Here is a 23,486-nt window from a genome sequence, read left to right on the forward strand (position 1 = left end):
GCGATCCCTCCGGGCTAGTTGAGCGGGCCGCCGGCCACGTACATGACCTGACCGGAGACAAAGCCCGCCGCGTCGCCGGTGAAGAAGGCGATGGCGTTGGCGATGTCCTCGGGGCGGCCCACGCGCTGCACCGGGATCTGGCTGGCGGCAGCGGCCTGGAAGTCCTCGAAGCCCATGCCGACGCGGTCGGCGGTGGCCTTGGTCATCTCGGTGACGATGAAGCCGGGCGCGACCGAGTTGGCGGTGACGCCGAACTTGCCGAGCTCCTTGGCGAGGGTCTTGGTGAAGCCCTGCAGACCGGCCTTGGCCGCCGCGTAGTTGACCTGGCCGCGGTTGCCGAGGGCGGAGGACGAGGAGAGGTTCACGATGCGGCCGAACTTGGCGTCGACCATGTGCTTCTGGATGGCGCGGGACATCAGGAAGGCGCCGCGCAGGTGCACGTTCATGACCGTGTCCCAGTCGCTCGCGCTCATCTTGAAGAGCAGGTTGTCGCGGAGCACACCGGCGTTGTTCACCAGGATCGTGGGCGCGCCCAGCTCCTCGGCGATCCGGGCGATGGCCGCCTCGACCTGGGCCTCGTCGGACACGTCGCAGCCGACCGCGATCGCCTTGCCACCGGCGGCGGTGATCTGCCCGACGGTGTCCTTGCAGGCGGCCTCGTCGAGGTCGATCACCGCGACGGCGCGGCCCTCGGCGGCCAGGCGCACGGCGGTCGCCGCGCCGATGCCTCGCGCTGCTCCGGTCACGACCGCGACGCGCTGCTCAGTGGTGGACATGCTGGTTCTCCTCGCCCTTGGATACGGCTCATGGGGTGCGGTCCACGGTACGCCCCGATGGTGAGCGACCGCTTAGTACCTTCAGCTGAACGAGACGCTAGAAGCCCTGGCACCCGGTGTCAACGGCACACCGGGGCCTGTGATTCTTTACCTCACCAGCAGGTCGAGCAGCCGGTCCAGCTCCGCGGCGGGATCGGCCGTGAGTCCCGTGTGCACGGGGCCCGGCTGGACGACGGTCGAGCGGGGCGCGATCAGCCACCGGAAACGCCGCCCGGCATCGTCGCGCTCGGCCTGACCTGCGGCTTCGCCGCCCGCGCAGATCCGCTCCACGGCGCCGAGCGCCGCCCGGACACCGTCCACGTCGGCCGCCGGGTCCAGCGCCCGCAGCTTGCCCTCGTCCAGATGCGTCCGCGCGGCCACGAAGGACTTGGCGCGGCAGTAGACCACGACACCGGCGTTGAACTGCTCCCCGCGCTCCACCCGCGGCACGACGCGCACCAGGGCGTACTCGAAGACGTCACGCTCGATCGACGGCTGCTCGGTCACTGGGTGGCGCCCTTCCGCTGCGGCTCGGGCAGCTGGATCCGTTCGTGAATGGTCTTGGCACGCGGCAGCAGCGCCGCCACATAGGCGCGGCGCACGTCGTCGGGGCCCTCGAAGCCCGGCTCGTCCACGAGCCACTCGTCGGGTACGTCGGCTGCCGCGTCGGCGAGGAGTTCTTCGGTCACGAGCGGCGCGAGTTCGGCGGCGGCCGCCGCGACGTCGGGACCGAAGGGCGCGAGGGCGTGGTCGGATGCGTCGTAAGGCTTGGCGGCGGCGGTCTCGGCGGTGCGCCAGTTGTGGTGCCAGATCATGCTCGCGCCGTGGTCGATGAGCCACAGCTCGCCGTTCCTGATCAGCATGTTGGGGTTGCGCCAGGAGCGGTCGACGTTGTTGATCAGCGCGTCGAACCAGACGACGCGGCCCGCCTCGGCCGGGTCCACGGCGTGGGCCAGCGGGTCGAAGCCGAGGGCCCGCGACAGGAAGTCCATGCCCAGGTTGAGGCCGCCGCTCGCCTTGAGCAGCTCCTGCACCTGCTGGTCGGGCTCGCCGAGGCCGATCACGGGGTCGAGCCGGATCCGCGTGAGGCGCGGCACCCGCAGTCCGAGTGCGCGCGCGAGCTGTCCGCAGATCACCTCGGCGACGAGCGTCTTGCGGCCCTGTCCGGCGCCGGTGAACTTCATGACGTACGCGGCGTACGTTCCTTCGTCGTCGACCGCCTCGACGAGGCCGGGGAGCGAACCGCCCTCGCGCAGGGGCGTGACGTAGCGGACCGCGGTGACTTCGGTGAGCATTGCCCCAGGTTAATGCCGGTTCCGGGGCGAGCCTTCATGCCGGTGCGGGAGCGCGCCGGGGCTGACGCAGGAGTATGTCGGCTCCGGCGCGGGAGCGCGCCGGAGCCGACGTACAAGAAATGCTTGAGCGTTTGAACACGGTGGCGCCGCGCCTCGTACCACCCTGCATGAACGTTTCCAGGGAAACCCTGCCCACCCCGTCCCGTCGTTCCGTCGTCGCCGCGGCGGGCGTCGTCAGTCTGGCCGTCGCGCTCACCGCCTGCGGAGACGGCGGAGACGGCGGCGACCAGTACGGCAACGGCGACGCACCGGCCGAGAAGAAGACCCCGGACGGTGCCGCCGGTGGTGCGGTGCTCGCCAAGACGTCGGAGATCCCCGTCGGCGGCGGCAAGATCTTCAAGGCCGAGGGAGTGGTGGTGACGCAGCCGACGAAGGGCGAGTTCAAGGCCTTCTCGAACCGCTGCACGCACAAGCAGTGCCCGGTGACGAGCGTCGCGGACGGCACCATCAACTGCCCGTGCCACGGCAGCAAGTTCGACATCGCCGACGGCAGCGTGAAGGCCTCCCCCGCGCCCGCGCCGCTGCCCACCGCCGAGATCAGCGTGGACGGGGACTCGATCAAGCTGGCCTAGGCTGGCGGGGCCGGCGGCCACGGGATGTCGGCGAGGAGCGGCAGCACGACGTCTTCCTCGTACGCGAGATGGGCGAGCAACTCGTCCGACATCCGGGCCAGTTCGGCACGGAACCGGTCGGGGTCGGCCGTACCGACGTCGGCGAGCAGGGAGACGAGTTCGGCCTGGATGCGCCCGACGGCGCGATGCTCCTCCTGGATGCGCTCCATGGCGTCCTTCAGGTGGGGATGGTGATGCGCGACGACGGGGAAGACATGCCCGTCCTCGCTGCCGTGGTGGAACTCCAGGGTCTGGCAGAACGCGAGGCAGTGCTGCCGGATCTGCAGCCCGAGGCCGGGCGCGGGCACCTCGCCGGGTCCCTGATGTGCCGCTCGCGCGGCGAAATGGGCGTCGGACTCGGCGCGTACGTACCGCAGTTGGTGCCGCAGCCAGGTGTGGATCTCCAGGATCTTGTCGGCGAGGCTGGTGATCTCGCGGGGGCCCTCGCCCGGAGCGGGTTCGGACCGTTCCAGGGCGACGACCGGCAGGATGCGGGTGGTCCGCTCCTGGTAGTCGAGGTAGCCGGGGGCCGCGTCGACGCACCGACGGAAGAGCCGGTCGCGCCGGGCCCCTTCGGCGGGCACGGCGATCGCCTCGAAGGCATCGTCGCCGATCTCGACGGTCACCGCGGGGTGGGCGAGGAGGTTGTGGTACCAGGCGGGGTGCCGGGACGAGCCGAGGTTGGACCCGACGACGAGCAGCAGTTCGCCGTCGCGCACGTACCCGAGGGGAACGGTGGTCTGCTCCCCCGACCTGGCCCCGACGGTGGTGAGCAGCAGGAGATCGCCGCCTTCGAAGGGGCCGCCGACCTTCCCTCCGTTGGCGCGGAACTCCTCGATGACGGACTGGTTGAACGACATGGGCGCGGACGTGGACATACGGGTGTGACCCTCCAGGCAGGGTGATGCGTCCGCGCGGGACAGCGACCGCGCCGCACGGGGCGGCCGGGCGTCGGCGCAGGACGGGAAACGACGAGAAAGACGTGAAAGTCGAGAAAGACGAGAAGACAAGAAAGGGGACGACGTTGCGCCACCGAGTACGGTGCTACGTCAGATATGGGATGCGGAGTATGACCTCATGACACGTCCCTGATTCAGGGTGCTCGCCCGGCATCCGGCCCGCCCACTGCTCTTTGGCCGGTGCCACGCGGCACGCGTCCCTATTACAGGCGCCCGGACCTCACGTGTCAAACGAACTGCCCTTGTCAGCCACGGGACCCCGGCCGCTTCCAGGCCCCGAGCACATCCTCCGTGGTGGTCACGGTCGCCACCAGCGCCAGCGTGTTGCGGATCATCGCCGGCGTGTAGTCGGCGGGAACTCCCGCGATCGCGTCCGCGGGGACGACCGCGGTGTAGCCGCGGTTCACCGCGTCGAAGACGGCGTTGGGGATCGCCACGTTCGCGGAGACTCCCGTCACCAGGAGGGTGCGGCAGCCCAGGTTGCGCAGGAGCGGGTCGACGTCCGTGCCCGTGATGGGCGAGAGACCGTGCAACCGCCGTACGACGAGGTCCTCTTCGAGCACCTCGATGGGCGGCGCGATCCGTACCGCCTCCGTCCCGGAGAGCTGCTGCACGGGCAGCCGGCCCGCGGCGCGGAAGAGGCGGGCATTGTGGTTGGCGCCCCGGCCGTCCGGGCGGCGTTCGGCGACGGCGTGCAGGACCTGGGTACCGGACTGATGTGCCGCGGCGACGAGCCGGGCGACATTGACGAGGGCGCCCGAAGTCCGTGCCTGTTCGGCGAGTTCGGGCAGCGCGCTCTCGGTCCCCACGACGCCCTGCTGGCACTCGACGGTCATCAGGACGGTGGTGGCGGGGTCGAGGAGTTCCCTGAGCTGTTCGTACGACGGCATGGCTCCCCCTGTCGCGATCCGGACGCCCGAGGGGCCCTCCGCCCGGGTTGCGCGGAGGCTAGCCGCCATTGCGTCAGGGCGGAAGAGGCCGCATTCTTTTCTGACGCCGACATCTGACACAGCATCAGCTACGGATGCGGATGCGGATGCGGATGCGGCGAAGGTATGCACGATGCCACTTAGGTACGGAGGACGCATGACCGTCACACAGCGCCGGGGCCGCCGGATCATGATGTCGCCTGCCGAGCTCGACGCGTTCCTCGCCACGGAACGCACCTGCCGGGTCGCGACCGTGTCCCGCGACGGCGCGCCGCACGTCAGCGCCCTCTGGTTCGTCTGGGACGGCACCTCCCTGTGGCTGTTCTCCATCACCCGCAGCAAGCGCTGGGCCGATCTGCGGCGCGACCAGCGGATCGCCGTGCTGATCGACTCCGGCGAGGAGTACGGGGAGTTGCGGGGCGCGGAGCTCTCCGGGACGGCGGTCTTCGTCGCCGAGGCGCCCCGCACGGGCGAGCCGTGCCCCGAACTGGAGACGCCTGAGCGGCTGTTCACCCAGAAGTACTTCGGGATGGACTCGATGCCGTACGACGGGAAGCACGCCTGGATCAGGCTGACGCCGGACGCGGTCGCCTCCTGGGACTTCCGGAAGCTGGGGCAGCTGCGGGGCTAGGTCCCGGCCCGGGGCGTGTGCGCAGGTGGGACGGCCGGTGTCGTAGGCTGGCCTTCCATGGCAATAAGCACTTCGCTGTGGTCCTTCGCCCTGGTCGTAGGGCTTCTCACGCTGACCCCCGGTCTCGACACCGCCCTGATCCTGCGCACCTCCGCCCTCGGTCAGCGCCGCAGGGCCTGGGGGGTCGTCCTCGGAATCCAGTCGGGCACCCTGCTGTGGGGTGCGCTCACCTCCCTGGGCGTGACCGCGCTCTTCACGGCCTCGCACGTCGCCTATGTGGCGTTGCGCTGGGTCGGCGCCGCGTATCTCGTCTGGATGGGCGTCCGCATGGTGCTGGACGCCTTCCGGGGCCTGCCCGCGACCGGCGCCGGTGAGCCCGAGCCGCCCGCCGGGAAGGACTCGCTCACCGGTGGCTGGCGGCAGGGGACGCTCACCAACCTCCTCAACCCGAAGATGGGCGCGTTCTACGTCGCCGTCCTGCCCCAGTTCATCCCGGCCGGCGCAGACCACTTCACCACGGGGCTGCTCCTCACCGCGGTGCACATCCTGCTCGGTCTGCTGTGGTCGGCCGCCCTCATCGGATTCGCCCGCGTGCTGCACCGCTGGCTGCGCAGGCCCCGGGCCCGCCGCCTGCTCGACCGGATCACCGGGACCGTCATCGTCGCCTTCGGCGTCCGGCTCGCCGTCAGCGACTGAGCGCCCCGCGCGTCACACTGAGCACCCCTGCGCGTCATGACGGGGCGCCCCGCCCCACCTCCTGGAGCGCCTCGACGGCCGCCCTGATCGACGGGCGTCGGTCGGCGTCCGCGCGCCACACCACGTACACATGACGCCGCACCCGATGCCGCACCGGGACCGCCTTGACCCCGGCCGGCATCGGGTCGCGCCCCAACTGGGGTGCCACGCACACGCCGAGGCCCGCAGCGACCAGGGCGAGCTGGGTGTGATGCTCCTCCGCACGGTGCGCGATACGCGGTTCGATGCCCTTGGCGCGCAGCGTGAACATCAGCCACTCGTGGCAGAACTCCCCCTCCGCCCAGGTGATCCACTCGTCGTCCGCGAAGTCGTCCAGGTCCACCTCGGCGCGGTCGGCCAGCGGATGGGCGGCCGGCATCGCGACATCGGCGGGGTCGTCCAGGAGGGAGGCCTTGACGAGGCCGTCGGGCAGCGGCAGCGGCTTGTTGTACCAGTCCAGGACCACCGCCATGTCGACGTCGCCGCGCACCACTCCGGCGACGGCCGGCTGCGGCTCCAACTCCTGGGAACTGACCCGCAGTCCGGGGTGCCGGGCCCGGAGCGCGGAGAGCGTGGCGGGCAGCAGTCCCCGCATCGCCGTGGGGAACGCCGCGAGCCGCAGCTCGCCGACCGCCTTGCCGCGCTGCTCCTCCAGGTCGGACTGGGCCAGCTCGACCTGGGAGAGGATCCGCGCGGCGTGGTCGGCGAGCAGCCGTCCGGCGTCCGTGAGGCGCACGCCCCGGCCGTTCTTGGCGAGCAGCTGCTGCCCCACCTCCCGCTCCAGCTTGGTCATCTGCTGCGAGACGGCCGACGTCGTGACGTGCAGCCCCGCAGCGGCCCCGCTGACCGAGCCGTGCCGGGCGAGCGCGTCGAGGGTGCGCAGGCGCTCCAGGTTCAGCATGTGTGCTCCAGCCTCACTGCGTGTGCCTCAGCTTCAACATGTAAGCGATGCTACGCGATATTCGGCATTTAATCTCGCTTGTGCTACGAGATTGACTCGCCCATCGTTGCGTACATGAGCGTCACCACCACCTCCCCGGGCACCACGCCCCTGGCCGCCGCGCCCAAGCGCCGCCCCGCCCGCGGCTGGCACCTCCGCTTCGCCGTCCTCGCGCTGATCTGGGGCTTCAGCTTCCTGCTCATCAAGGTCGGCACGCAGGGGTACGCGCCGTTCCAAGTCACCCTGGGGCGGCTCCTGTTCGGCACCGCGGTCGTGGCGGCCGTCCTCGTCGTCAAGCGCGAGCGGCTGCCGCGCGGGGCACGGACCTGGGGTCATCTCGCGGTCGCGGCGCTGCTGCTCAATGCCCTGCCGTTCTCGCTGTTCGCGTACGCGGAGCTGACCATCCCGTCCACGCTGGCCGGGATCTGCAACGCGACCTCGCCCCTGTGGGGCATGGCGCTCTCCCTGGTCGCGCTCTCCGAGGACCGCCCGACGCGGCGCAGGGTCGCGGGCCTGGGCATCGGCTTCTTCGGGGTGCTCACGGTGCTCGGCGCCTGGCAGGGCTTCAGCGGGCTCGACCTCAAGGGCACGGCGATGGCGCTGCTCGCCTCGCTGAGCTATCCGATCGGCTGGATCTATGTGCGGCGCACCCTGGCCGGTTCGGGCCACTCGAACCTCTCGCTCTCGGGGGCCCAGCTGCTGGTCGCGACCGGCGAACTCGCCGTGGTGACCCCGCTGTTCACGTCCCTGCCGACGCGCTTCCCGGTCGTGCCGCTCCTCGCGGTCGTGGCCCTGGGCGCGCTGGGCACCGGGCTCGCCTTCCTGATCCAGTACGGCCTTGTCGCCGAGGTCGGGCCGACGACGGCCCAGATGGTCACGTACTTCATCCCGGTCATCGCCACGGCCGCGGGCGTCGCCCTGCTCGGCGAGTCCCTGAGCTGGTCGACGCCGGTCGGCGCCGTGATCGTCCTGGCGGGGGCCGCCCTCACCCAGTCGAAGCCCCGGCCCGCGAGCCCACGCCCCGCACCGATCCCTCGTGACATCGCACCGATCCCTCGTGACGCCGCACCGATCCCTCGCGACACCGCACCGGAGTCAGCCGTAACGCCCCACCAGAGTCACCCGTAACACCGCACCAGAGTCACTCGTACCTCCGCACCGGAGCCGGCCCCGTGGCGGAGGCCACCGCGTCCGCCACCGTCTCGATGTCCTCGTCCCCGAGCGTCGAGACCGTGATCCGCACCCCCTGGGGCGCGTTCATCCGGAACCGCGCCCCAGGAGCGACGGCCCATCCCGCGTGCAGCAGCCTCGCGACCGCGCCGGTCTCGTCCGGCACGGGCACCCAGACGTTCATCCCGCTGCGCCCGTGCGCCACGACGCCCCGCTCGGCGAGCGCCGCGATCAGCGCGTCACGCCGCCGCCCGTAGGAACCGGCCACCCGCGCCGCGTCCACCGCCCCCTCCCGCCACAGCCGCACCACGGCCCGCTGCGACACATGACTCACCCAGCCGGGCCCGAGGCGCTGGCGCCCCTGGACTCGGTCGACGGTCACCGGGTCCCCGGTGAGCAGGGCCAGCCGCAGGTCGGGGCCGTACGCCTTGGCGGTGGAGCGGACGAACGCCCAGGAGCGGGTCACACCGGCGAGCGGGTGCAGCGGCAGGTCGACGATGCTGTGCCCGTGGTCGTCCTCGACGAGCAGCACCTCCGGGTGCGCGGCGAGGACCTCGCGCAGGGCACGCGCGCGTGGAGCGCTGATCGCGGCGCCGGTCGGGTTCTGCGCCCGGTCGGTGACGACGATGGCGCGGGCGCCGCCCCGCACCGCCCGCTCCACGTCGGCGGGCAGCGGCCCGTCGTCGTCGACGCCCACCGGGACGGTCTGCAGCCCGAGCACCGGCATCAGGTCGAGCAGGCTGCCCCACCCCGGATCCTCGACCGCCACCGCGTCGCCGGGCTTCAGATGGGCGGCGAGCACGCGCTCGATGGCGTCCAGCGATCCGGAGGTGACGGCCACCGGGCCGTCGGGCACGCCGTCCGCGTCGAAGGCCACGCGCGCGTGGCGCTCCATGACCGGGTCCACGGCCGCCTCTCCGTAGAGCACGGGCCGCCGGTCGCCTTCGGCGGCCGCCGCCGCGAACGCCTCGGCGAGCGGGGGCAGCAGGGCGGTGTCCGGATTGCCGTTGGAGACGTCCCGCACGCCGGGCGGCACGTCCACCCGGATCAGCTCACGCACCGTCGTCGCCGGTTTCGGCCGTACGCGACTGCCGCGCCGCCCCGCCGTCTCGATGACGCCCCTTTCCCGCAGCGTGCGGTAGGCGGCGGCAACGGTATTGGGATTCACTCCGAGCTGCTGCGCCAACTCCCGCATCGGCGGCAGGAGTTGCCCCGGCGCAAGGCCGCCGTCACCGACCGCGCGCTCCACGCTGGCCGCGATCTCGGCTGCGCGCCGACCTTCGATCCGATACTCTCCTAGCACAAAGCAGATTATGCACTAGTGCAATGGAGTAGGCAAAATGAGCGTCGCATCCGAGCCCGGCATCGAGACCGCTGCCAACACCGCGTCCGACACCGCCTCGTACGCGCCGACCGACCGCACCGTCCCCACCCGCGCCCGCGAGCGAGCCTCGTACGACCAGGCGTTGGTGCACGCGATACTCGACGAGACCTACGTCTGCCATCTCGGCTTCGTCCGTGACGGCGCCCCGATCGTCCTGCCCACGCTGTACGGCCGGGTGGGCGAGCGCCTCTACGTACACGGTTCGACGGGATCGCGTCCGCTGCGGATGGCGGGGAGCGCGCCGGAGGAGGACCCGGGGCTCGAGGTCTGCCTGACGGTCACCCACGTCGACGGCCTGGTCCTCGCCCGGTCCCACTTCCACCACTCGATCAACTACCGCTCCGTGATGATCCACGGCACCGCGCACCAGGTCACGGACCCCGAGGAGAAGCGCACCGCCCTCGACGCGTTCGTCGACCACGTCGTGCCGGGCCGCTCGGGCGACTCCCGCCCGGCGAACGCGAAGGAGCTCGCGGCGACCGCCGTGCTCAGCCTCGACCTCAACGAGGTGTCGGCCAAGGTCCGCTCCGGCGGCGTGAACGACGAGCCGGAGGACATGGATCTGCCGCACTGGGCCGGCGTGGTGCCGGTGCGCAAGGGTTACGACGCACCGGTCCCGGCCGAGGACCTCACCCCCGGCATCGCGCTCCCGGACTACCTGATCGAGCTGTGATGCTGATCCACCCCTGGGACGCGCCGCACTCCGACGCGGAGTGGCGGCAGTGGCTGGCGGGCCACGACTTCGGGCAGCTCGCGGTCAACGGCCTGCCCGGGGAGCCGCCGCACGTCCAGCCCGCACATTTCGCCTACGACGCCGGGCACGGCCCGCACGGCCGGGTGATCCTGCATCTGGCCCGCCCCAACCCGCTGTGGCCCGCGCTCGAGGCCGACCCGGACGTGCTGCTCAGCGTGGTGGACGACTACGTGTACGTGCCCGGCCCCTGGCAGGCGCCCCCGGACACCCCGCCCGAGCACGGCGTCCCGACCAGCCTCTACGCCGCCGTCCAGCTCCGCTGCACGGCCCGCGTCGTGGACGACCCGGAGGAGAAGGCCGAGCTGCTCAACCTCCAGGTCGACCACTTCCAGCCCGAGGGCGGATCGGCGAAGGCCGCCGTGGGCGAGGCCCCGTACGGCCGCATGCTCTCCGGTATCCGGGGCCTGATCCTCGAAGTCACCGACGTACGCGCGAAGTTCAAGTACGCCGGCCACAAGCCGGCCGAGGTGCGGCACCGGATCACCGGAGAGCTCATCGCGCGGGGCGGCCCCGGCGACTCGGCGGCACGCGCCCACCAGCGGCGCCGAGACCCGCAGGCCGGGGCGGCGCTGACGTGACCCCACGGGGGGGGGCGGCTGCCCGCACAGGCCGCGCCCCCGCGCCCCACTCACACCGCGTCCGCCACCGGCTCCGGCCCCCGCCGGGCCGCCACCGCCCCGCGCGTCTCCGCCACCGCGAGGCCCGTCACCGCGGCCAGCATGAGCAGCGTGCCGACGACGGTGGGCAGGGTGAGCCGCTCGCCCAGCAGGACGACCGCGATGACCGCGGCACTCAGCGGCTCCAGGAGCGTGATCACCGAGACGGTCGCGGACCTGATGACCGCGGCGCCCGCGAAGTACAGGGCGTAGGCGACGGCCGTCGGGATCGCCGCGATGTACAGCAGGTACAGGCCCATGCGGGCGGGCTCGGCGGCATGCGGGACCAGGCCCTCCACCGCGGCGAGCGGCAGCAGGCAGACGGCGACCACGGCGAACGACCAGATCGTCGTGTCGGCCGAGTCGGCGCTTCCGTCCCGCCCCCACCAGCGCGTGAGCAGCGTCATCGCGGCGTACGCGGCCGCCGAGACAAGACCCCACACGACACCCGGCATCCGCACGCTGGCACCGCCGCCGCCGAGGACCAGCACCACGAGACCGGCGAGCGCCCCCGCCACCGCGACGGCCCCGCCTCGCCCGAGCCGCTCCCCCATGGTGAACCGCGCCCCGAGCGCGATGAGGACGGGCCCCGCGCCCATCGTGACGACCGTGCCGACCGCGAGCCCGGTCGACTCGACGGACGCGAAGTAGGCGGTCTGGAAGACGGCGAGGGCCAGACCGGTCGCCACGATCCGCGGCAGCCTGCGCCGCAGCGGCAGACCGGCGCCGGCGGCCGGGGACCGCCGGCGCGGACGCACGAGACGGGCCGCGAACATCAGGGCGAAACCGCCCACGCAACGCCAGAAGGAGAGGCTCACCGGCCCCATGTCGCTGACCTGGAAGACCAGCGCGGCAGCGGCACCGGCGGTGCCCCAGGCCGTACCGGCCACGATCAGATAGAGCAGGCCTCGTCCGACGGACAGACCGGACGCGGCATGTGAGACGTCGGCATGCGAGACGTCGGCATGCGAGACGTCGGCATGTGAGAGGTCGGCATGCGACCCGTTCGAAACGTGAACGTTCGATGAGGCATGAGCATTCGACGAAACGTGAGCATTCGACACGTTGTGTTCTCCGCAGAAAGAAAGAAGGTCCCTGGGCTCCGTCTGCGGGCAGCGTCGTTCCACCCGGCGACCGGCCGGGTGTGATCCGGGAAGTGCCCGCGCCTAGGCGGCCGGGGGCGGAAGAACGAGCGCGCGTGAATGCATGATCGTCACCTTAGACAGCGCTGCCGGTCGACGACAAGCGCGTATCGGACTCCGGAACCCCGCCCGCGGTTGGCCCGTCCTTGGGCTTCGCGGGCGTGGACGACTGGGCGATGAACGCACCGGCGAGCACCACCGCGCCGCCGATGATCTGCGGCGCCGACAGGTGTTCGCCCAGCATGACCCAGGCGAGCACGGTCGCGATGACCGCCTCCAGGCAGGCCACGACGCCCGCCACCTGCGGGGAGAGCCGGCGCACCGACAGGACCCCGGTGACGTACGCGACGACGGTCGCGACGAGCACGATCCAGCCGATGAGCACCCACGCGGGCACGGCCGAACCGTCCATGTCGGCACTGCCCCCGAGCACCGACCAGTCCATGCCCCAGGGCCGGGCCACGACGGTCAGCACGACGGCACCGATCAGCAGTCCGTACGCGATGACGCCGAGCGGGTCCGGGGCCTCGTCGCCCGCGTCGCTGCCCTGGTCGGACAGGACGAAGTAGCCGACCTGGCAGCAGGCCGCGCCGAGCGCGAGCAGCAGCCCGACGGCGTCGAAGCTCAGCCCGGCCCACACCTCGACGACGCAGGCGAGCCCGCCGACCGCGAGCACCACACCGACCGCGGCGGCACGCGTCACGGGCCGCCGCTGCACGAAGCGCACCCAGCCGAGGACGAGCGCGGGCGCCAGATACTCGACGAGCAGCGCGACGCCGACGGGGATCCGGGATATCGCCGCGAAGTAGCAGGCCTGGACGCCGGCCACGGCGAGCAGGCCGAAGCCGAGGAGCAGCGCGGGCCTGCGCAGGACGAGGTCGCGGTGGCGCCAGGCGACCGGCAGCATCACCAGGGCGGCGCCCGCCACCCGCAGCCACACCACATGGAGCGGGTCGAGTCCCGCCTCGATCAGCGGCTTCGCCGCGACGCCCGATCCACCGAAGGCGATCGCCGAACCGAGGGCGAGCCCCAGGCCGACGCCCCTTCCCCGGCTCGCCCGCGAGCCTGCCTGATTCCCCTGAGACGCTTGCACCGGCACATCATGACAGGGCATGTCATGAGCGTCACCCCCAATAGACCCTGTCTCAATCGGCGGACGCCCGGGCCCTCGAATTCGGCCCGCGGAAATCCGGGCTTGCGGACTCGGCCCGCGGACACCGGGCCCGCGAACTCACTCCGCGGACGCCTCGGCGTACGGATCCGCCTGCCAGCCCGCGTCTCCCGTCCCGCGCGTCCCTCCCGTCCCGTCCATCTCGATCCTCCGCAGCAGCGCGTTCGCGTCGGCGCCCGCCCGGCCGAGCACCTCGACCGCGCGGCAGTCCGGATCGGCGAGAAGCGTCGCGAGGAGGTCGACGCCGACGGCACGCGGCTCGCCGCGCCGGGCGGCCCGTGCGACGGCCGCCTCCATGGCGGTGGCCGCAGCGGGCGACCAGCCCGTCTCCTTCGCGCAGGCCACCACCGGCACCGCCCCGGAGTCCTCGACCGTGCCCTGCCACTGCAGGCCGTAGCCGATACTGCGCTGCACGAGATAGCCGAGGAGCCGCACGACCTGCGCGCCGTCGTCGATGACCGCCCGCACGTCGGGTTCGGTCTCCAGGAGCGAGTGCAGCAGGTGCGCGGTGTCGATCTGCCGGTCCCCGTCACGCACCGCGCGCCGGCGCGCGCCCGCCACGACCGACGCCAGCGCGACGCTGAGCCGGGATTCGATGTCTGCGCGGGTCGGGCCGGGCTCGGCGCCCTGCGGTGTACGGCTTTGCACATCTCCCACCCCATCAGTCCCCGGAGGCGGAGTCATCGGCGGCGGGAAGCATCTTCGCGTCCGACACAGGTTGGGTACGCCTGACTGGGTTCTCCTCCTTACGGATGAGATCTGACCGTTTTCCCCGGAGGGCGCGCGCCGCCTTGATTCGCGCCGCAACCATCGGGCACCCGCCGTTCGTCTTGGAGGCATGGAGAGCAGGTGCTGGATGGTCGCGCTGCCCGCGATCGACGGCAGGCAGTACGTGTACCGGGTGTACGCCCCGGACGACGCGCTGCCCGCCGACCTGTTCTGGGAGGCCTGGCACTGCCACGACGAGGGCCCGTTCCCCCGGGCCTGCGATCTGTTCGACGCGGCGGTGATCAGCAAGGTCGGCTGACCACAGGGGCCCACGCCTCCGGCTAGGCCCGCCGCCCGGCGACGACGACCGTCGCGTACAGCTCCTCGTCGCTCACCACCCGCGCCACGAGACCGCCCGCCGCGACCGCCTCGACGGCGTTCGGCACCTGCCGCTCACTCGTCTCGAACAGCAGCAGACCGCCGGGAGCCAGCCAGCTCGCGGCGTCGGCGGTCACCCGGCGCAGCACGTCGAGCCCGTCGGCGCCGCCGTCGAGCGCCACCCGCGCCTCGTGGATCCGGGCTTCGGGCGGGAGCAGACCGACCTCTTCGGTGGGTACGTAGGGGACGTTGGCCAGCAGGATGTCGACGCGGCCCCTGAGCGCGGCGGGCAGCGGCCCGTACAGATCCCCCTCGTAGACCTCGCCCCCTATGCCGGCGACATTGCGCCGGGCGCACCGCACCGCGGCGGGGTCGATGTCGGCGGCGTGCAGCTCGACGCCGTCCACGGCGGCACCCAGCGCGGCGCCCAACGCGCCCGAGCCGCAGCACAGGTCGACGACGACCGCCTCGGGCGCGGCGAGCGCGGCGGCCTGCCGGACGAGGAACTCGGTGCGCCGTCGCGGGACGAAGACCCCGGCGTCCACGGCGATCCGCGATCCGCAGAACTCCGCCCAGCCCAGGACGTGTTCGAGCGGGAGCCCGCTGACGCGCCGCTGCACCATGGCGGCGAGCTCGGCGGGGCCATGAGCGGTGGAGACGAGCAACTCCGCCTCGTCCTCGGCGAAGACGCAGCCTGCGGCACGCAGCCGGGCCACGACGGCGGGGAACTCGGAGGGTGCGGAAGCACGGGACGGTGAAGCGGCTGAGAACGATGAAGCCGACATGAAGAAGAAAACCTCTCGGGATGCCTGTGGGGCTCCCTCGGTCACCTATGCCGGGTGAACCGTGCGGTCGCGAGAGGGGAGCACCCGACCTGCCACTGCGGTAATGGGTCTCACCTCCTCGTTCCGTCTGCCTGCGTCGGTCGCAGGAGACGGCAACAGTACCCGACCCGCACAGGGACGGCAGCGGCGGCACCTCCACCGTTTCTGACGGTTCATCAGTATTGAATGTTCGAGGCCCTGCGGCTACGTTCCGCGACACCGCAGCTGCGCCCCGCCGCAGCGCCCAACGAGAAGGGGTCGTCGCATGGCCGAAGTCAGCGCGGAAGCACGGATCGAGGCGCCCGCCGAGAAGGTCTGGGCCCAACTGACCGACTTCTCCTCGTACGGCGAATGGAACGCCACGCACACCAGCTTCCCGAAGGGCGGCCCCAGCGCGCTGGAGGTGGGCGGCACCTTCGCGGAGAACATGAAGCTGATGGGCTTCCCCGCGGAGGTCGAGTGGACCATCGAGGAGCTGGAGAGCGCCCGCACCCTGGCGATCCGCGGCAAGGGCCCGATGGGCGTGAACGTGGGCACCCGCTACACCCTCACTCCGGACGGCGACGCGACGACGATGCGGATCGACGGCTCGTTCACGGGCGCCGCGGTCTCGCTGATGGCGGGCAAGCTGAAGGACTCGGCGACGGCGGCGCTGAACGAGTCGCTGCGGAAACTGGGCGGCCTGGTGACCTGAGGTACCGGACGAGCACACACGAAGAGGCGCCCCGCAGTTCGGACATGCGGGGCGCCTCAGCTACGGCAGGGGTCGGCGACCCCCACCTCCTCAGTCCTCATCGGCGAGGATCAGATACAGCTTCTTGCGGGCGTCGTTGATGACCGTGAGCGCCTTCTCGCGCTGGTCCTTGCTGCCGGTCTTCCAGACCTGGCCGAACGCCTCCATCAGACCGAAGCCGGCCTGCCGGATCTCGTTCAGCGTCTCCCAGTCGACCCCGCGCCCGGCCTCTTCCCAGGGCGCGTCGGGACCCTCGTCGGCCGCCTCGCGACCGGCGTCGGTCAGCGAGAAGAGCTTCTTGCCGCCCTCGCTGGCGCTGCTGATCAGCCCCTCGTCCTCCAGGAGCTGGAGGGTCGGGTAGACCGAACCGGGACTGGGCTTCCACGCCCCGCCGCTGCGCTCGGCGATCTCCTGGATCATTTCGTAGCCGTGCATGGGCCGGTCCTTCAGGAGGGCCAGGATGGAAGCGCGTACATCACCGCGCCGCGCCCTGCCCCGCGGACCGCCCCTGCCGCCGCGCCCGCCGCCCCAGGGACCACCGGGCCCACCGAAGCCGGGCCCGAAGGGCCCGAACGCCGCGCGCCGCCCCTCGAAACCGCCCCGACCCTCATGGCCGGGGCCGCACCTGCCCTGTCCGTGCTCGTGTTCATAACCGTGGGAACGCATCGCCATCACTCCTCTTGTGTGATCTGTGTCGTCGACTCGCGTGCCATCGATCAACTGTCTTATCGTTGATCAGTCGCGATGCGTCAACGATATATCGGAACACTTCGCCTGGCAAGCCTCTTCCCGTGGGTCGGTCCACGCACCCCCGATTGGCCTTGGCCGCCCCCCGGATTGGCCCGCTAGCGTCGGCGTCATGCCGACTTCCCACCGCATCCGCGTCGTCGACGCCTTCACCGACCGCCCGTTCTCCGGCAATCCCGCAGGAGTCCTGCTCCTGGACGCCTTCCCGGACGACGAGTGGCTCCAGAACGTGGCCGCGGAGGTCAACCACGCCGAGACCGCCTTCGCGCACCGCCTCCCCGCGCACGGCGAAGCGGACTGGGCCCTGCGCTGGTTCACCCCGGCCACCGAGGTCGACCTCTGCGGCCATGCCACGCTCGCCACGGCGCACGTCCTGCACACCACGGGCGCCGCGACGGGCTCCGTCCGCTTCGCCACCCGCAGCGGCGTCCTCACCACGACCGCGCACGCCGACTCCACCATCACCATGGACTTCCCCACCGCCCCGCTCACCGAGGCGGAGATCCCCGACGGCGTCGCCGAGGCCCTGGGCGCCCGGCCCCTGGCGGCGTACGACACCGGGCCGCACCTCGGCGACCTGCTGGTGGAGCTCGCGGACGAGAAGACCGTGCGCGCCCTGAACCCGGACCACAAGGCCCTGGTCCGGCACTCCGAGCGCGGCATCATCGCCACCGCCCGCGCCGAGGACCCCGCCGCCGGCCACGACTTCGTCTCCCGCTGCTTCTTCCCGCGGGTCGGCATCGACGAGGACCCGGTGACGGGCAGCGCGCACACGGCCCTCGCCCCCTACTGGGCCCAGCGCATCGGCCGCACGGAACTGACCGGCCTCCAGGCATCGGCCCGCAGCGGCCTCGTCCGCCTCGAACTGCGCGGCGAGCGCACCCTGCTGACGGGCAGCGCGGTCACGGTCGTCGACGGCGAGCTGCTCGCCTGACAGCACTGTGGGGACGTACGGAGAAATCTCTCGTACGTCCCCACGGCGAGGCCGCTAAGGAGTGGGCAGCCACCCGACCTTGCCCGCGAGCAGGGCGTATCCGACGAACGCCCCGATGTCGAGCAGCGAATGCGCGACCACCAGCGGTCCCACCCGGCCCCACCGGCGGTACAGCAGCACGAAGACGACCCCCATCGCCATGTTCCCGATGAACCCGCCGATGCCCTGGTAGAGGTGGTAGGAGCCGCGCAGCACCGAGCTGCCGACCAGCGCGGCCATCGGCGTCCAGCCCAACTGGCCGAACCTGCGCAGCAGATAGCCGACGACGATCACTTCCTCAAGCACCGCGTTCTGCACCGCGGACAGCACGAGCACCGGGTACTTCCACCACACGTCGGGCAGGTCCTCCGGCACCACCGTGAGGTTGAACCCGAGGCCCCGCGCCGCCAGATAGAAGGCGATCCCGGTGCTGCCGATCACCGCGGCGATCGCCGCCCCGCGCCCCAGATCGGGCCACGGCCGGCTCCGGTCGAAGCCGATCGTGCGAAGCCCGGCACCCTCCCTCAGCAGGAAGTGCGCGACCAGCGCCACCGGCACCAACGCGGTGCTGATCCCGAACAATTGCCACGCGAGATCAAGCCATGGACGCCCCGGCGCGGCCGATGCGTTCATCGTCGCCGCCTGATCCTTCAGACCGCCCGGTTTGGTGACCGATCCGACAAAGCTGATCAGCGCGGACACACCGCTCGCTCCGAGCGAGAGCGCCAGGACGAGCAGCGTCTCGTCCCGGAAGATCCGCCGTGACGGCACCTCCGGACGAAAAGAACCGGCCAACGACCCGGGCTCCGCTTGCACTGCGCCTCCAGTTGAGTATTCCCGCCTCATCCTCACCCGCGCCCCGCTAGGGTCTCGAAAGAAGTTACGAAGATCGTGCGCGACAGGCCGAGGGGGACGGACGCCGACTGCGGTCATACCACCCCCTCTTTCCTTGCTTCATCAATCAAGGAGGGGCACCACCGCCATGGGACGTCACAGCTTGCCCGATGAGTACGGGAAGGTCGCACCCGACCCACGGCCGCATACCCGCGGCCGCACCGTGGCCATCGCGACGGCGCTCGTCCTGGCGGTCGCCGCGGGCACCGCGTTCGCCGTCCGCAGCGACCTGTTCGACTTCGGCGGATCGTGCGGCGACGACGCGGTACGCCTCGATGTCGTCGCCGCTCCGGACGTGACCCCGGCGCTGCGCGCCGCCGCCGACGACGCCCGCGAGAAGCAGGTGATGTCCGACGGGCACTGCATCGACGTGCGGGTCACCGCCCGCGAGTCGTCCAAGGTCGCCGACGAACTCCGCTCCGGCAAGGGCGATCCGGGGTACGACGTGTGGGTGCCCGACTCGGATCTGTGGGTGCAGCGCGTCGGCCTCGGCGGCAAGCAGACCAAGGTGTCCCCGGCGGGCAACATCGCCTCGTCGCCGGTCGGCGTGGCCATGGTGCCGTCCGCCGCCGAATCCCTGGGCTGGCCCAAGAAGACGTACGACTGGCAGGAATTGGCCGGCGCCGCGATGAAGGGCGACAAGCTGCGGCTCGGCGCCGCCGACCCGGCGCGCAGCGCGACGGGCCTGCTGGCCCTCACCAAACTCAGCGCCTCGGCACGGAAATCGGGCGGCGACGACGGCGACAGCCAGGCCGCGGGCATGGCCAAGGCCCTCTCGGCCCGCACCACCGACAGCGACAGCCAGCTCCTGGACACCCTGGCCCGCGACTCCTCCGGCACCGAGCAGGGCAACCCTCGCCGCAATCAGGCGCTGATCCTCTCCGAGCAGGCCGCGTTCCGGCACAACGCGTCGGCGGGCGAGGAGAACAGCCTTGACATGTTCTATCCGAAGGACGGCTCGCCCCGCCTCGACTACCCGTACACGCTGGTCGATGAGGACCGGCTGTCCACGGACGAGAGCCGGGCCGCGCTGCGCTTCATGACCCTGTTCGGCGACGACGACGGTCAGAGGATCCTGGAGAAACACGGCTTCAGGACGGACGACGAGCGGCCCTCCGAGAAGCTCGTCACGGCCGCCGGCGGCCGCACCCCGCAGCCGTACGCGGGCGAGGCGACCGAGCCGCCGTCGGACAAGCAGCTCGACGAGACGCTGGGCATGTGGACGATCACGGTGCAGAGCGCCCGGCTCAGCACGGTCGTCGACGTGTCGGACTCCATGGGCGAATTCGTGCCGGGCACGGACCAGTCCCGTATGGAGGTCACCAAGTCCTCGCTGCTCCAGGGGCTCGCGGGGTTCACCGACGAGGACGAGATCGGGCTCTGGGAGTTCGCCACGACGCTCGACGGCACCCGTGACTACCGCAAGCTCGTGCCGACCGAACGGCTCGGCGACCGCAAGGGCGACGGCACCCAACGGGACAAGATCTCCAAGGCGTTCAGCGGTCTGCGGCCCATTCCGGGAGGTGCGACGGGTCTGTACGACACCACACTCGCCGCCTACAAGGAGGCGACGTCGACGTACGCGAGCGGCAAGTTCAACGCGCTCGTGGTGCTCACCGACGGCGTCAACCAGGACACCGACTCCATCTCGCGCTCCAGCCTCGTCTCCCAGCTGGAGGGCCTCGCCGACCCCAAGCGCCCGGTGCCGCTCATCGCGATCGCCGTCGGTCCGAACACGGACAAGGAGGAGGTCAAGCAGATCGCCGAGGCGACCGGCGGCTCCGGCCACCAGGTCGACGACCCGGCACAGATCCACGCGGTCATCCTCAAGGCCATCATGGAGGCGGGCAGCCAGGTCTGACGCCCGCCTCCCGAGGCCGGGTTCAGCTCAGTACGGCGGGTTCGGGCAGCCCCACCGGCCAGGTGTGCACCGGCTCCCCCGAGTGCATCAGCTCGGCGTACCGCCGGGTGGTGGCGGCGAGCGCGGTCTCCCGGTCGAGGCCGGTCTCCAATGCCTGGTGGTACGTCGCGGCCTGCCAGGACGCCCCGTTCACGCGCCGCCTGCACCGCTCCTCGATCACCCCCAGGTAGAAGTCCCGGTCGGCGGGCTCGACACCCCACGCGTCGAGTCCCGCGGCGGCCAGCGGCAGCAGTTCGTCGCGGACCAGTGAGGTCGCGGACACCTCGACGAGCCCGCCGTATCTGCCGCGCCGGGGCCACTTCAGGCGGGCCTCGATGCCGTGCCGGCACGCGGTGTCGAAGTTGGCGGCGGCGGCCTCGAAGGGCAGCCGGGTCCACACCGGCCGCGACTCCTCGGCGAGGGCGCGCACCAGACCGTAGTAGAAGGCGGCGTTGGCGATGACGTCGGTGACGGTGGGGCCGGCCGGCAGCACGCGGTTCTCCACGCGCAGGTGCGGGACGCCGTCCGCGATGCCGTACACCGGGCGGTTCCAGCGGTAGACGGTGCCGTTGTGCAGGACCAGTTCGCCAAGACGCGGCACCAGGCCCTCGTCGATCGCCCGCAGCGGGTCCTCCTCGTCCATCAGGGGGAGCAGCGCGGGAAAGTAGCGCAGATTCTCCTCGAACAGCTCGTACGCGTCCGAGATCCACCGCTCCCCGAACCAGGTGCGCGGCCGTACGCCCTGCGCCTGCAGCTCAGGCGGGCGGGTGTCGGTGGACTGCAGGAACAGCGGCGGCCGGGACTCGCGCCACAGCTCGCGGCCGAACAGGAACGGGGCGTTGGCGCCCACGGCGATCTGCGCGGCGGCGATGGACTGCGCCGCGTTCCACACGTCGGCGAACCGTCCCGGGGTCACCTGGAGGTGCAACTGCACGGAGGTGCACGCCGCTTCGGGTGCTATGGACGTGGACGTGCAGGTCAGCCGCTCGACCCCGGTGATGTCCAGGACGAACTCCTCGCCGCGCGCCGCCACGATCTGGTCGTTGAGCAGCACATAGCGGTCGACGTCGGAGAGGTTCCCGGAGACCAGGTCCTGGTGCGCGAGGGTCGGCAGAATGCCGATCATGACAATGCCGGCGTTCACCTCGTTCGCCTTCCGGTGGGCATATGCGAGACCGGTGCGCAGCTCCTCCGCGAGCCGGTCGAGAACGCGGCCGCCCAATCGGTGCGGGGCGATATTGACTTCGAGATTGAACATTCCGAGTTCCGTCTGGAAGTCGCGGCTCGCGATGCGCTCGAGAACTTGCGCATTCATCATTCTCGGCATCCCGTCGGGCCCCGCGAGATTCAGCTCGATCTCCACGCCCATCAGATTCTTGGGCCGGTCGAACCGCTCGTCGTCCAACAGCCTCCGCAGTCCCGCCAGACACTCCCTGAGCTTGCTCCGGTACCGGTTCCGCTCGGACAGGTCAAACGTTCCTGCCACGACCTTCTCCCCCATCGAAGCGTCCCCTCCTCGGATGGGCAGCCAATGATCCGGCCGCTGTGTCACGGGGGATGATGCCCGCCAATATGATCGATAACGCCCCGCACATGCCCCCGGCCCAGTACGCTCGACAGGGTCGTCACTCGGCACATTCGCGAGGCATGACACACAGCAGAAAATCCCCGCACCCGCGTCTGGTGAAAAACACCGACGAGAATCGGCCGTCCGCTCCCGGGAAGTGACCCGAGGTCAGCCGAAGACGTGCCATGTGGAATCGGGATAAAGCGCGCAGAAGCGCGACCGGTAAGCGACTTGCGGGCAATATTGGGCCCGGTTAGACGAAACACCGTCTGAACACGTGTCGTATAAACTCCGCGAACGAGGCAGAGAGTTGGCGCTCGCGGTCCCCCTGCCCCCGCCCCTCTGACCCCAGAGCAGACAGCGCCGTCCGCACCTGTCCTCGATCCACCGTGCCTGTCGAATGAGAGAGGCGACCCACCATGCCGCTGCAAGTCCCCCCGGCTCCCGCGCCCGCCCTGCGCAGCGTCCTCGCGGCACTCGGTTCCCCCACGGCCGTACGCGAAGCCCGCACCCCGTCCCTGCGTTCCGCCCAGGGACCCGCGACACCCGAACTCCCGCTGCCGGTCCACGTCCTGGACCGCATCACCCCGTCGGGCGGTACGCCCACCCGGCTCGCGGGGTGGCGGTTCCTGATCCGCTGCGGCGAGCGTGCGGTGGCCGCGGCGGACACGATGCTGACGCCTGACGGATGGACGTTCTCGCACTTCTTCGAAGGCCCGTACATAGCGGCCACCGAGCGCGCCCTGCGGCACGCCGAGGCGATGCCGCTGCCGTACCAGCCGCGCCTCCTTTCGGTGCCCGAGCTCTACATGCTCACGCTGTGGCTGCACGGCGACTGCACCGCGGACGGCGCGAGCGGCCATCTGGACCCGACCGACATCCTCGTGCCGCTGGCACCTGCCCCGCCCGGCATCGCCGCCCATCGCCCGCACCGCGCCGCCGAACTGCTCAAGGTCCTCACCCACCGGCTGACCCCGGCGCCGCTGCTCGGCTCGCCCGCCTGACCTCGCCGTCCGCGCCGTGCCCCGCCGCGGGGCACGGCGCGCTGTGCTGCCCAGACGGACTAGCCCGGTATGACCACCCCGAACCACCCGAAGAGACAGTGCAGTTGGGCTGAACCGTCCGGGCGGGTGATACGTCATTAAGCAGTAGGAAGCGCTGCCGCAAAATCCCTGCGGATTGACGCCCGTAGGGCAACACTGGGAACGGACCGAACTAACCACGGGGGGCGGTCATGAACACCGCATCGAGCCGCAGGACAGACGTCACAGCCATCACATCGCAGCGAAAGAACCCTTCCATGTGCCAGCACCAACCACCGTGCCCGACAGCCGACTCCGCCGACCGGGAAGCCGCTCTCCTCATGGCGAGCCACCCGGAGCAGGGCTGGAGCCTGCTGTGCAACGGCGTCCTTCTCTTCGAGGACACCGGTGAGCTGCTGCCGGACGGCCAGATCATCGCCCCGCACCGACCGCTGGGCACCGACGAGATCATGACGGCCGCCTGACGC

General features: G+C 71.3%; 26 protein-coding genes. 12 read left to right on the forward strand and 14 right to left on the reverse strand.

Going from position 1 to position 23,486, the window contains the following annotated elements:
• Positions 1–14: 14 nt before the first annotated feature.
• From fabG to ACIBKX_RS35260, 3 genes are all read right to left on the reverse strand, one after another.
• Positions 15–776, reverse strand: coding sequence for a 3-oxoacyl-ACP reductase FabG (fabG, locus tag ACIBKX_RS35250; RefSeq protein WP_363274858.1), 762 nt, complete (start codon positions 774–776; stop codon positions 15–17).
• Between the two features lie 147 nt (positions 777–923).
• A complete protein-coding gene (locus tag ACIBKX_RS35255) occupies positions 924–1,322 on the reverse strand; it encodes a DUF3037 domain-containing protein (protein WP_363274859.1) in 399 nt (132 codons plus the stop codon).
• Positions 1,319–2,110 carry a HipA family kinase gene (locus ACIBKX_RS35260; RefSeq protein ID WP_363274860.1) on the reverse strand — a complete coding sequence of 264 codons (792 nt, stop codon included), beginning with the start codon at positions 2,108–2,110 and terminating at the stop codon, positions 1,319–1,321. The genes ACIBKX_RS35255 and ACIBKX_RS35260 overlap by 4 nt, the downstream gene beginning before the upstream one ends.
• A gap of 167 nt (positions 2,111–2,277) precedes the next feature.
• Here ACIBKX_RS35260 and ACIBKX_RS35265 point away from each other — a divergent pair, with 167 nt between their 5' ends.
• Positions 2,278–2,742 carry a Rieske (2Fe-2S) protein gene (locus ACIBKX_RS35265; protein ID WP_363274862.1) on the forward strand — a complete coding sequence of 155 codons (465 nt, stop codon included), beginning with the start codon at positions 2,278–2,280 and terminating at the stop codon, positions 2,740–2,742.
• On the opposite strand, the gene ACIBKX_RS35270 is transcribed toward ACIBKX_RS35265, so the two are convergent.
• Complete coding sequence (locus ACIBKX_RS35270) at positions 2,739–3,659, reverse strand: nitroreductase/quinone reductase family protein (RefSeq protein ID WP_363274863.1); 921 nt, start codon at positions 3,657–3,659, stop codon at positions 2,739–2,741. The two genes, ACIBKX_RS35265 and ACIBKX_RS35270, sit on opposite strands and share 4 nt — an antisense overlap.
• A 326-nt stretch (positions 3,660–3,985) precedes the next feature.
• Positions 3,986–4,630 carry a cysteine hydrolase gene (locus ACIBKX_RS35275; RefSeq protein WP_363274864.1) on the reverse strand — a complete coding sequence of 215 codons (645 nt, stop codon included), beginning with the start codon at positions 4,628–4,630 and terminating at the stop codon, positions 3,986–3,988.
• 196 nt (positions 4,631–4,826) lie between these two features.
• Between ACIBKX_RS35275 and ACIBKX_RS35280 the strand changes: the two genes are divergently transcribed.
• Positions 4,827–5,300 (forward strand): pyridoxamine 5'-phosphate oxidase family protein, encoded by a 474-nt coding sequence (locus ACIBKX_RS35280; RefSeq protein ID WP_363274865.1) that lies wholly within the window; start codon positions 4,827–4,829, stop codon positions 5,298–5,300.
• A gap of 57 nt (positions 5,301–5,357) precedes the next feature.
• Entirely contained in the window at positions 5,358–5,996 is a 639-nt protein-coding gene (locus ACIBKX_RS35285; protein ID WP_363274867.1) for a LysE family translocator, read from the forward strand.
• Positions 5,997–6,030: 34 nt separating this feature from the next.
• Here ACIBKX_RS35285 and ACIBKX_RS35290 read toward each other — a convergent pair whose 3' ends face one another.
• Entirely contained in the window at positions 6,031–6,936 is a 906-nt protein-coding gene (locus tag ACIBKX_RS35290) for a LysR family transcriptional regulator (protein ID WP_363274868.1), read from the reverse strand.
• A gap of 114 nt (positions 6,937–7,050) precedes the next feature.
• Between ACIBKX_RS35290 and ACIBKX_RS35295 the strand changes: the two genes are divergently transcribed.
• On the forward strand, positions 7,051–8,103 hold the full coding sequence (locus ACIBKX_RS35295) for a DMT family transporter (protein WP_399376923.1): 1,053 nt from the start codon (positions 7,051–7,053) through the stop codon (positions 8,101–8,103).
• A gap of 13 nt (positions 8,104–8,116) precedes the next feature.
• On the opposite strand, the gene ACIBKX_RS35300 is transcribed toward ACIBKX_RS35295, so the two are convergent.
• Positions 8,117–9,448: an aminotransferase class I/II-fold pyridoxal phosphate-dependent enzyme gene (locus ACIBKX_RS35300; RefSeq protein WP_363274871.1), complete on the reverse strand. Its 1,332-nt coding sequence runs from the start codon at positions 9,446–9,448 to the stop codon at positions 8,117–8,119.
• 37 nt (positions 9,449–9,485) lie between these two features.
• Between ACIBKX_RS35300 and ACIBKX_RS35305 the strand changes: the two genes are divergently transcribed.
• Both ACIBKX_RS35305 and ACIBKX_RS35310 read left to right on the forward strand, forming a co-directional pair.
• Positions 9,486–10,202, forward strand: coding sequence for a pyridoxamine 5'-phosphate oxidase family protein (locus ACIBKX_RS35305; protein WP_363274873.1), 717 nt, complete (start codon positions 9,486–9,488; stop codon positions 10,200–10,202).
• Positions 10,202–10,861 (forward strand): FMN-binding negative transcriptional regulator, encoded by a 660-nt coding sequence (locus ACIBKX_RS35310; protein WP_363274874.1) that lies wholly within the window; start codon positions 10,202–10,204, stop codon positions 10,859–10,861. The genes ACIBKX_RS35305 and ACIBKX_RS35310 overlap by 1 nt, the downstream gene beginning before the upstream one ends.
• A gap of 50 nt (positions 10,862–10,911) precedes the next feature.
• Here ACIBKX_RS35310 and ACIBKX_RS35315 read toward each other — a convergent pair whose 3' ends face one another.
• The 3 genes from ACIBKX_RS35315 to ACIBKX_RS35325 form a co-directional block, all read right to left on the reverse strand.
• Positions 10,912–11,862, reverse strand: coding sequence for a DMT family transporter (locus ACIBKX_RS35315; protein WP_363274900.1), 951 nt, complete (start codon positions 11,860–11,862; stop codon positions 10,912–10,914).
• A gap of 295 nt (positions 11,863–12,157) precedes the next feature.
• Positions 12,158–13,195 (reverse strand): EamA family transporter, encoded by a 1,038-nt coding sequence (locus tag ACIBKX_RS35320; protein ID WP_363274875.1) that lies wholly within the window; start codon positions 13,193–13,195, stop codon positions 12,158–12,160.
• A gap of 117 nt (positions 13,196–13,312) precedes the next feature.
• Positions 13,313–13,900 (reverse strand): Clp protease N-terminal domain-containing protein, encoded by a 588-nt coding sequence (locus tag ACIBKX_RS35325; RefSeq protein ID WP_363274876.1) that lies wholly within the window; start codon positions 13,898–13,900, stop codon positions 13,313–13,315.
• 190 nt (positions 13,901–14,090) lie between these two features.
• Between ACIBKX_RS35325 and ACIBKX_RS35330 the strand changes: the two genes are divergently transcribed.
• Positions 14,091–14,279, forward strand: a complete 189-nt coding sequence (locus ACIBKX_RS35330; protein ID WP_363274877.1) for a hypothetical protein — start codon at positions 14,091–14,093, stop codon at positions 14,277–14,279.
• Positions 14,280–14,301: 22 nt separating this feature from the next.
• On the opposite strand, the gene ACIBKX_RS35335 is transcribed toward ACIBKX_RS35330, so the two are convergent.
• Positions 14,302–15,123: a putative protein N(5)-glutamine methyltransferase gene (locus tag ACIBKX_RS35335; RefSeq protein ID WP_363274878.1), complete on the reverse strand. Its 822-nt coding sequence runs from the start codon at positions 15,121–15,123 to the stop codon at positions 14,302–14,304.
• 304 nt (positions 15,124–15,427) lie between these two features.
• Here ACIBKX_RS35335 and ACIBKX_RS35340 point away from each other — a divergent pair, with 304 nt between their 5' ends.
• Complete coding sequence (locus tag ACIBKX_RS35340; RefSeq protein ID WP_363274879.1) at positions 15,428–15,856, forward strand: SRPBCC family protein; 429 nt, start codon at positions 15,428–15,430, stop codon at positions 15,854–15,856.
• 90 nt (positions 15,857–15,946) lie between these two features.
• On the opposite strand, the gene ACIBKX_RS35345 is transcribed toward ACIBKX_RS35340, so the two are convergent.
• Positions 15,947–16,561 carry a PadR family transcriptional regulator gene (locus tag ACIBKX_RS35345; RefSeq protein WP_363274902.1) on the reverse strand — a complete coding sequence of 205 codons (615 nt, stop codon included), beginning with the start codon at positions 16,559–16,561 and terminating at the stop codon, positions 15,947–15,949.
• Positions 16,562–16,754: 193 nt separating this feature from the next.
• Between ACIBKX_RS35345 and ACIBKX_RS35350 the strand changes: the two genes are divergently transcribed.
• Positions 16,755–17,576 (forward strand): PhzF family phenazine biosynthesis protein, encoded by an 822-nt coding sequence (locus tag ACIBKX_RS35350; RefSeq protein ID WP_363274880.1) that lies wholly within the window; start codon positions 16,755–16,757, stop codon positions 17,574–17,576.
• A gap of 54 nt (positions 17,577–17,630) precedes the next feature.
• Here the strand turns inward: ACIBKX_RS35350 and ACIBKX_RS35355 are convergent, their stop codons facing one another.
• Positions 17,631–18,431 carry a type II CAAX endopeptidase family protein gene (locus ACIBKX_RS35355; protein ID WP_363274881.1) on the reverse strand — a complete coding sequence of 267 codons (801 nt, stop codon included), beginning with the start codon at positions 18,429–18,431 and terminating at the stop codon, positions 17,631–17,633.
• A gap of 166 nt (positions 18,432–18,597) precedes the next feature.
• Here ACIBKX_RS35355 and ACIBKX_RS35360 point away from each other — a divergent pair, with 166 nt between their 5' ends.
• Positions 18,598–20,370, forward strand: a complete 1,773-nt coding sequence (locus ACIBKX_RS35360) for a substrate-binding and VWA domain-containing protein (RefSeq protein ID WP_363274882.1) — start codon at positions 18,598–18,600, stop codon at positions 20,368–20,370.
• Positions 20,371–20,392: 22 nt separating this feature from the next.
• Here ACIBKX_RS35360 and ACIBKX_RS35365 read toward each other — a convergent pair whose 3' ends face one another.
• Positions 20,393–21,910 carry a glutamate--cysteine ligase gene (locus ACIBKX_RS35365; protein ID WP_363274883.1) on the reverse strand — a complete coding sequence of 506 codons (1,518 nt, stop codon included), beginning with the start codon at positions 21,908–21,910 and terminating at the stop codon, positions 20,393–20,395.
• A gap of 485 nt (positions 21,911–22,395) precedes the next feature.
• Here ACIBKX_RS35365 and ACIBKX_RS35370 point away from each other — a divergent pair, with 485 nt between their 5' ends.
• The gene (locus ACIBKX_RS35370; protein WP_363274884.1) at positions 22,396–22,980 is read left to right on the forward strand and encodes a hypothetical protein; all 585 of its coding nucleotides are present in this window, start codon (positions 22,396–22,398) and stop codon (positions 22,978–22,980) included.
• Positions 22,981–23,276: 296 nt separating this feature from the next.
• The gene (locus ACIBKX_RS35375; protein ID WP_280922834.1) at positions 23,277–23,483 is read left to right on the forward strand and encodes a DUF5999 family protein; all 207 of its coding nucleotides are present in this window, start codon (positions 23,277–23,279) and stop codon (positions 23,481–23,483) included.
• The last annotated feature ends 3 nt before the right edge of the window (positions 23,484–23,486 follow it).

It is taken from the genome of Streptomyces sp. NPDC050658, assembly GCF_044457025.1.
Taxonomy (GTDB): Bacteria; Actinomycetota; Actinomycetes; order Streptomycetales; family Streptomycetaceae; genus Streptomyces.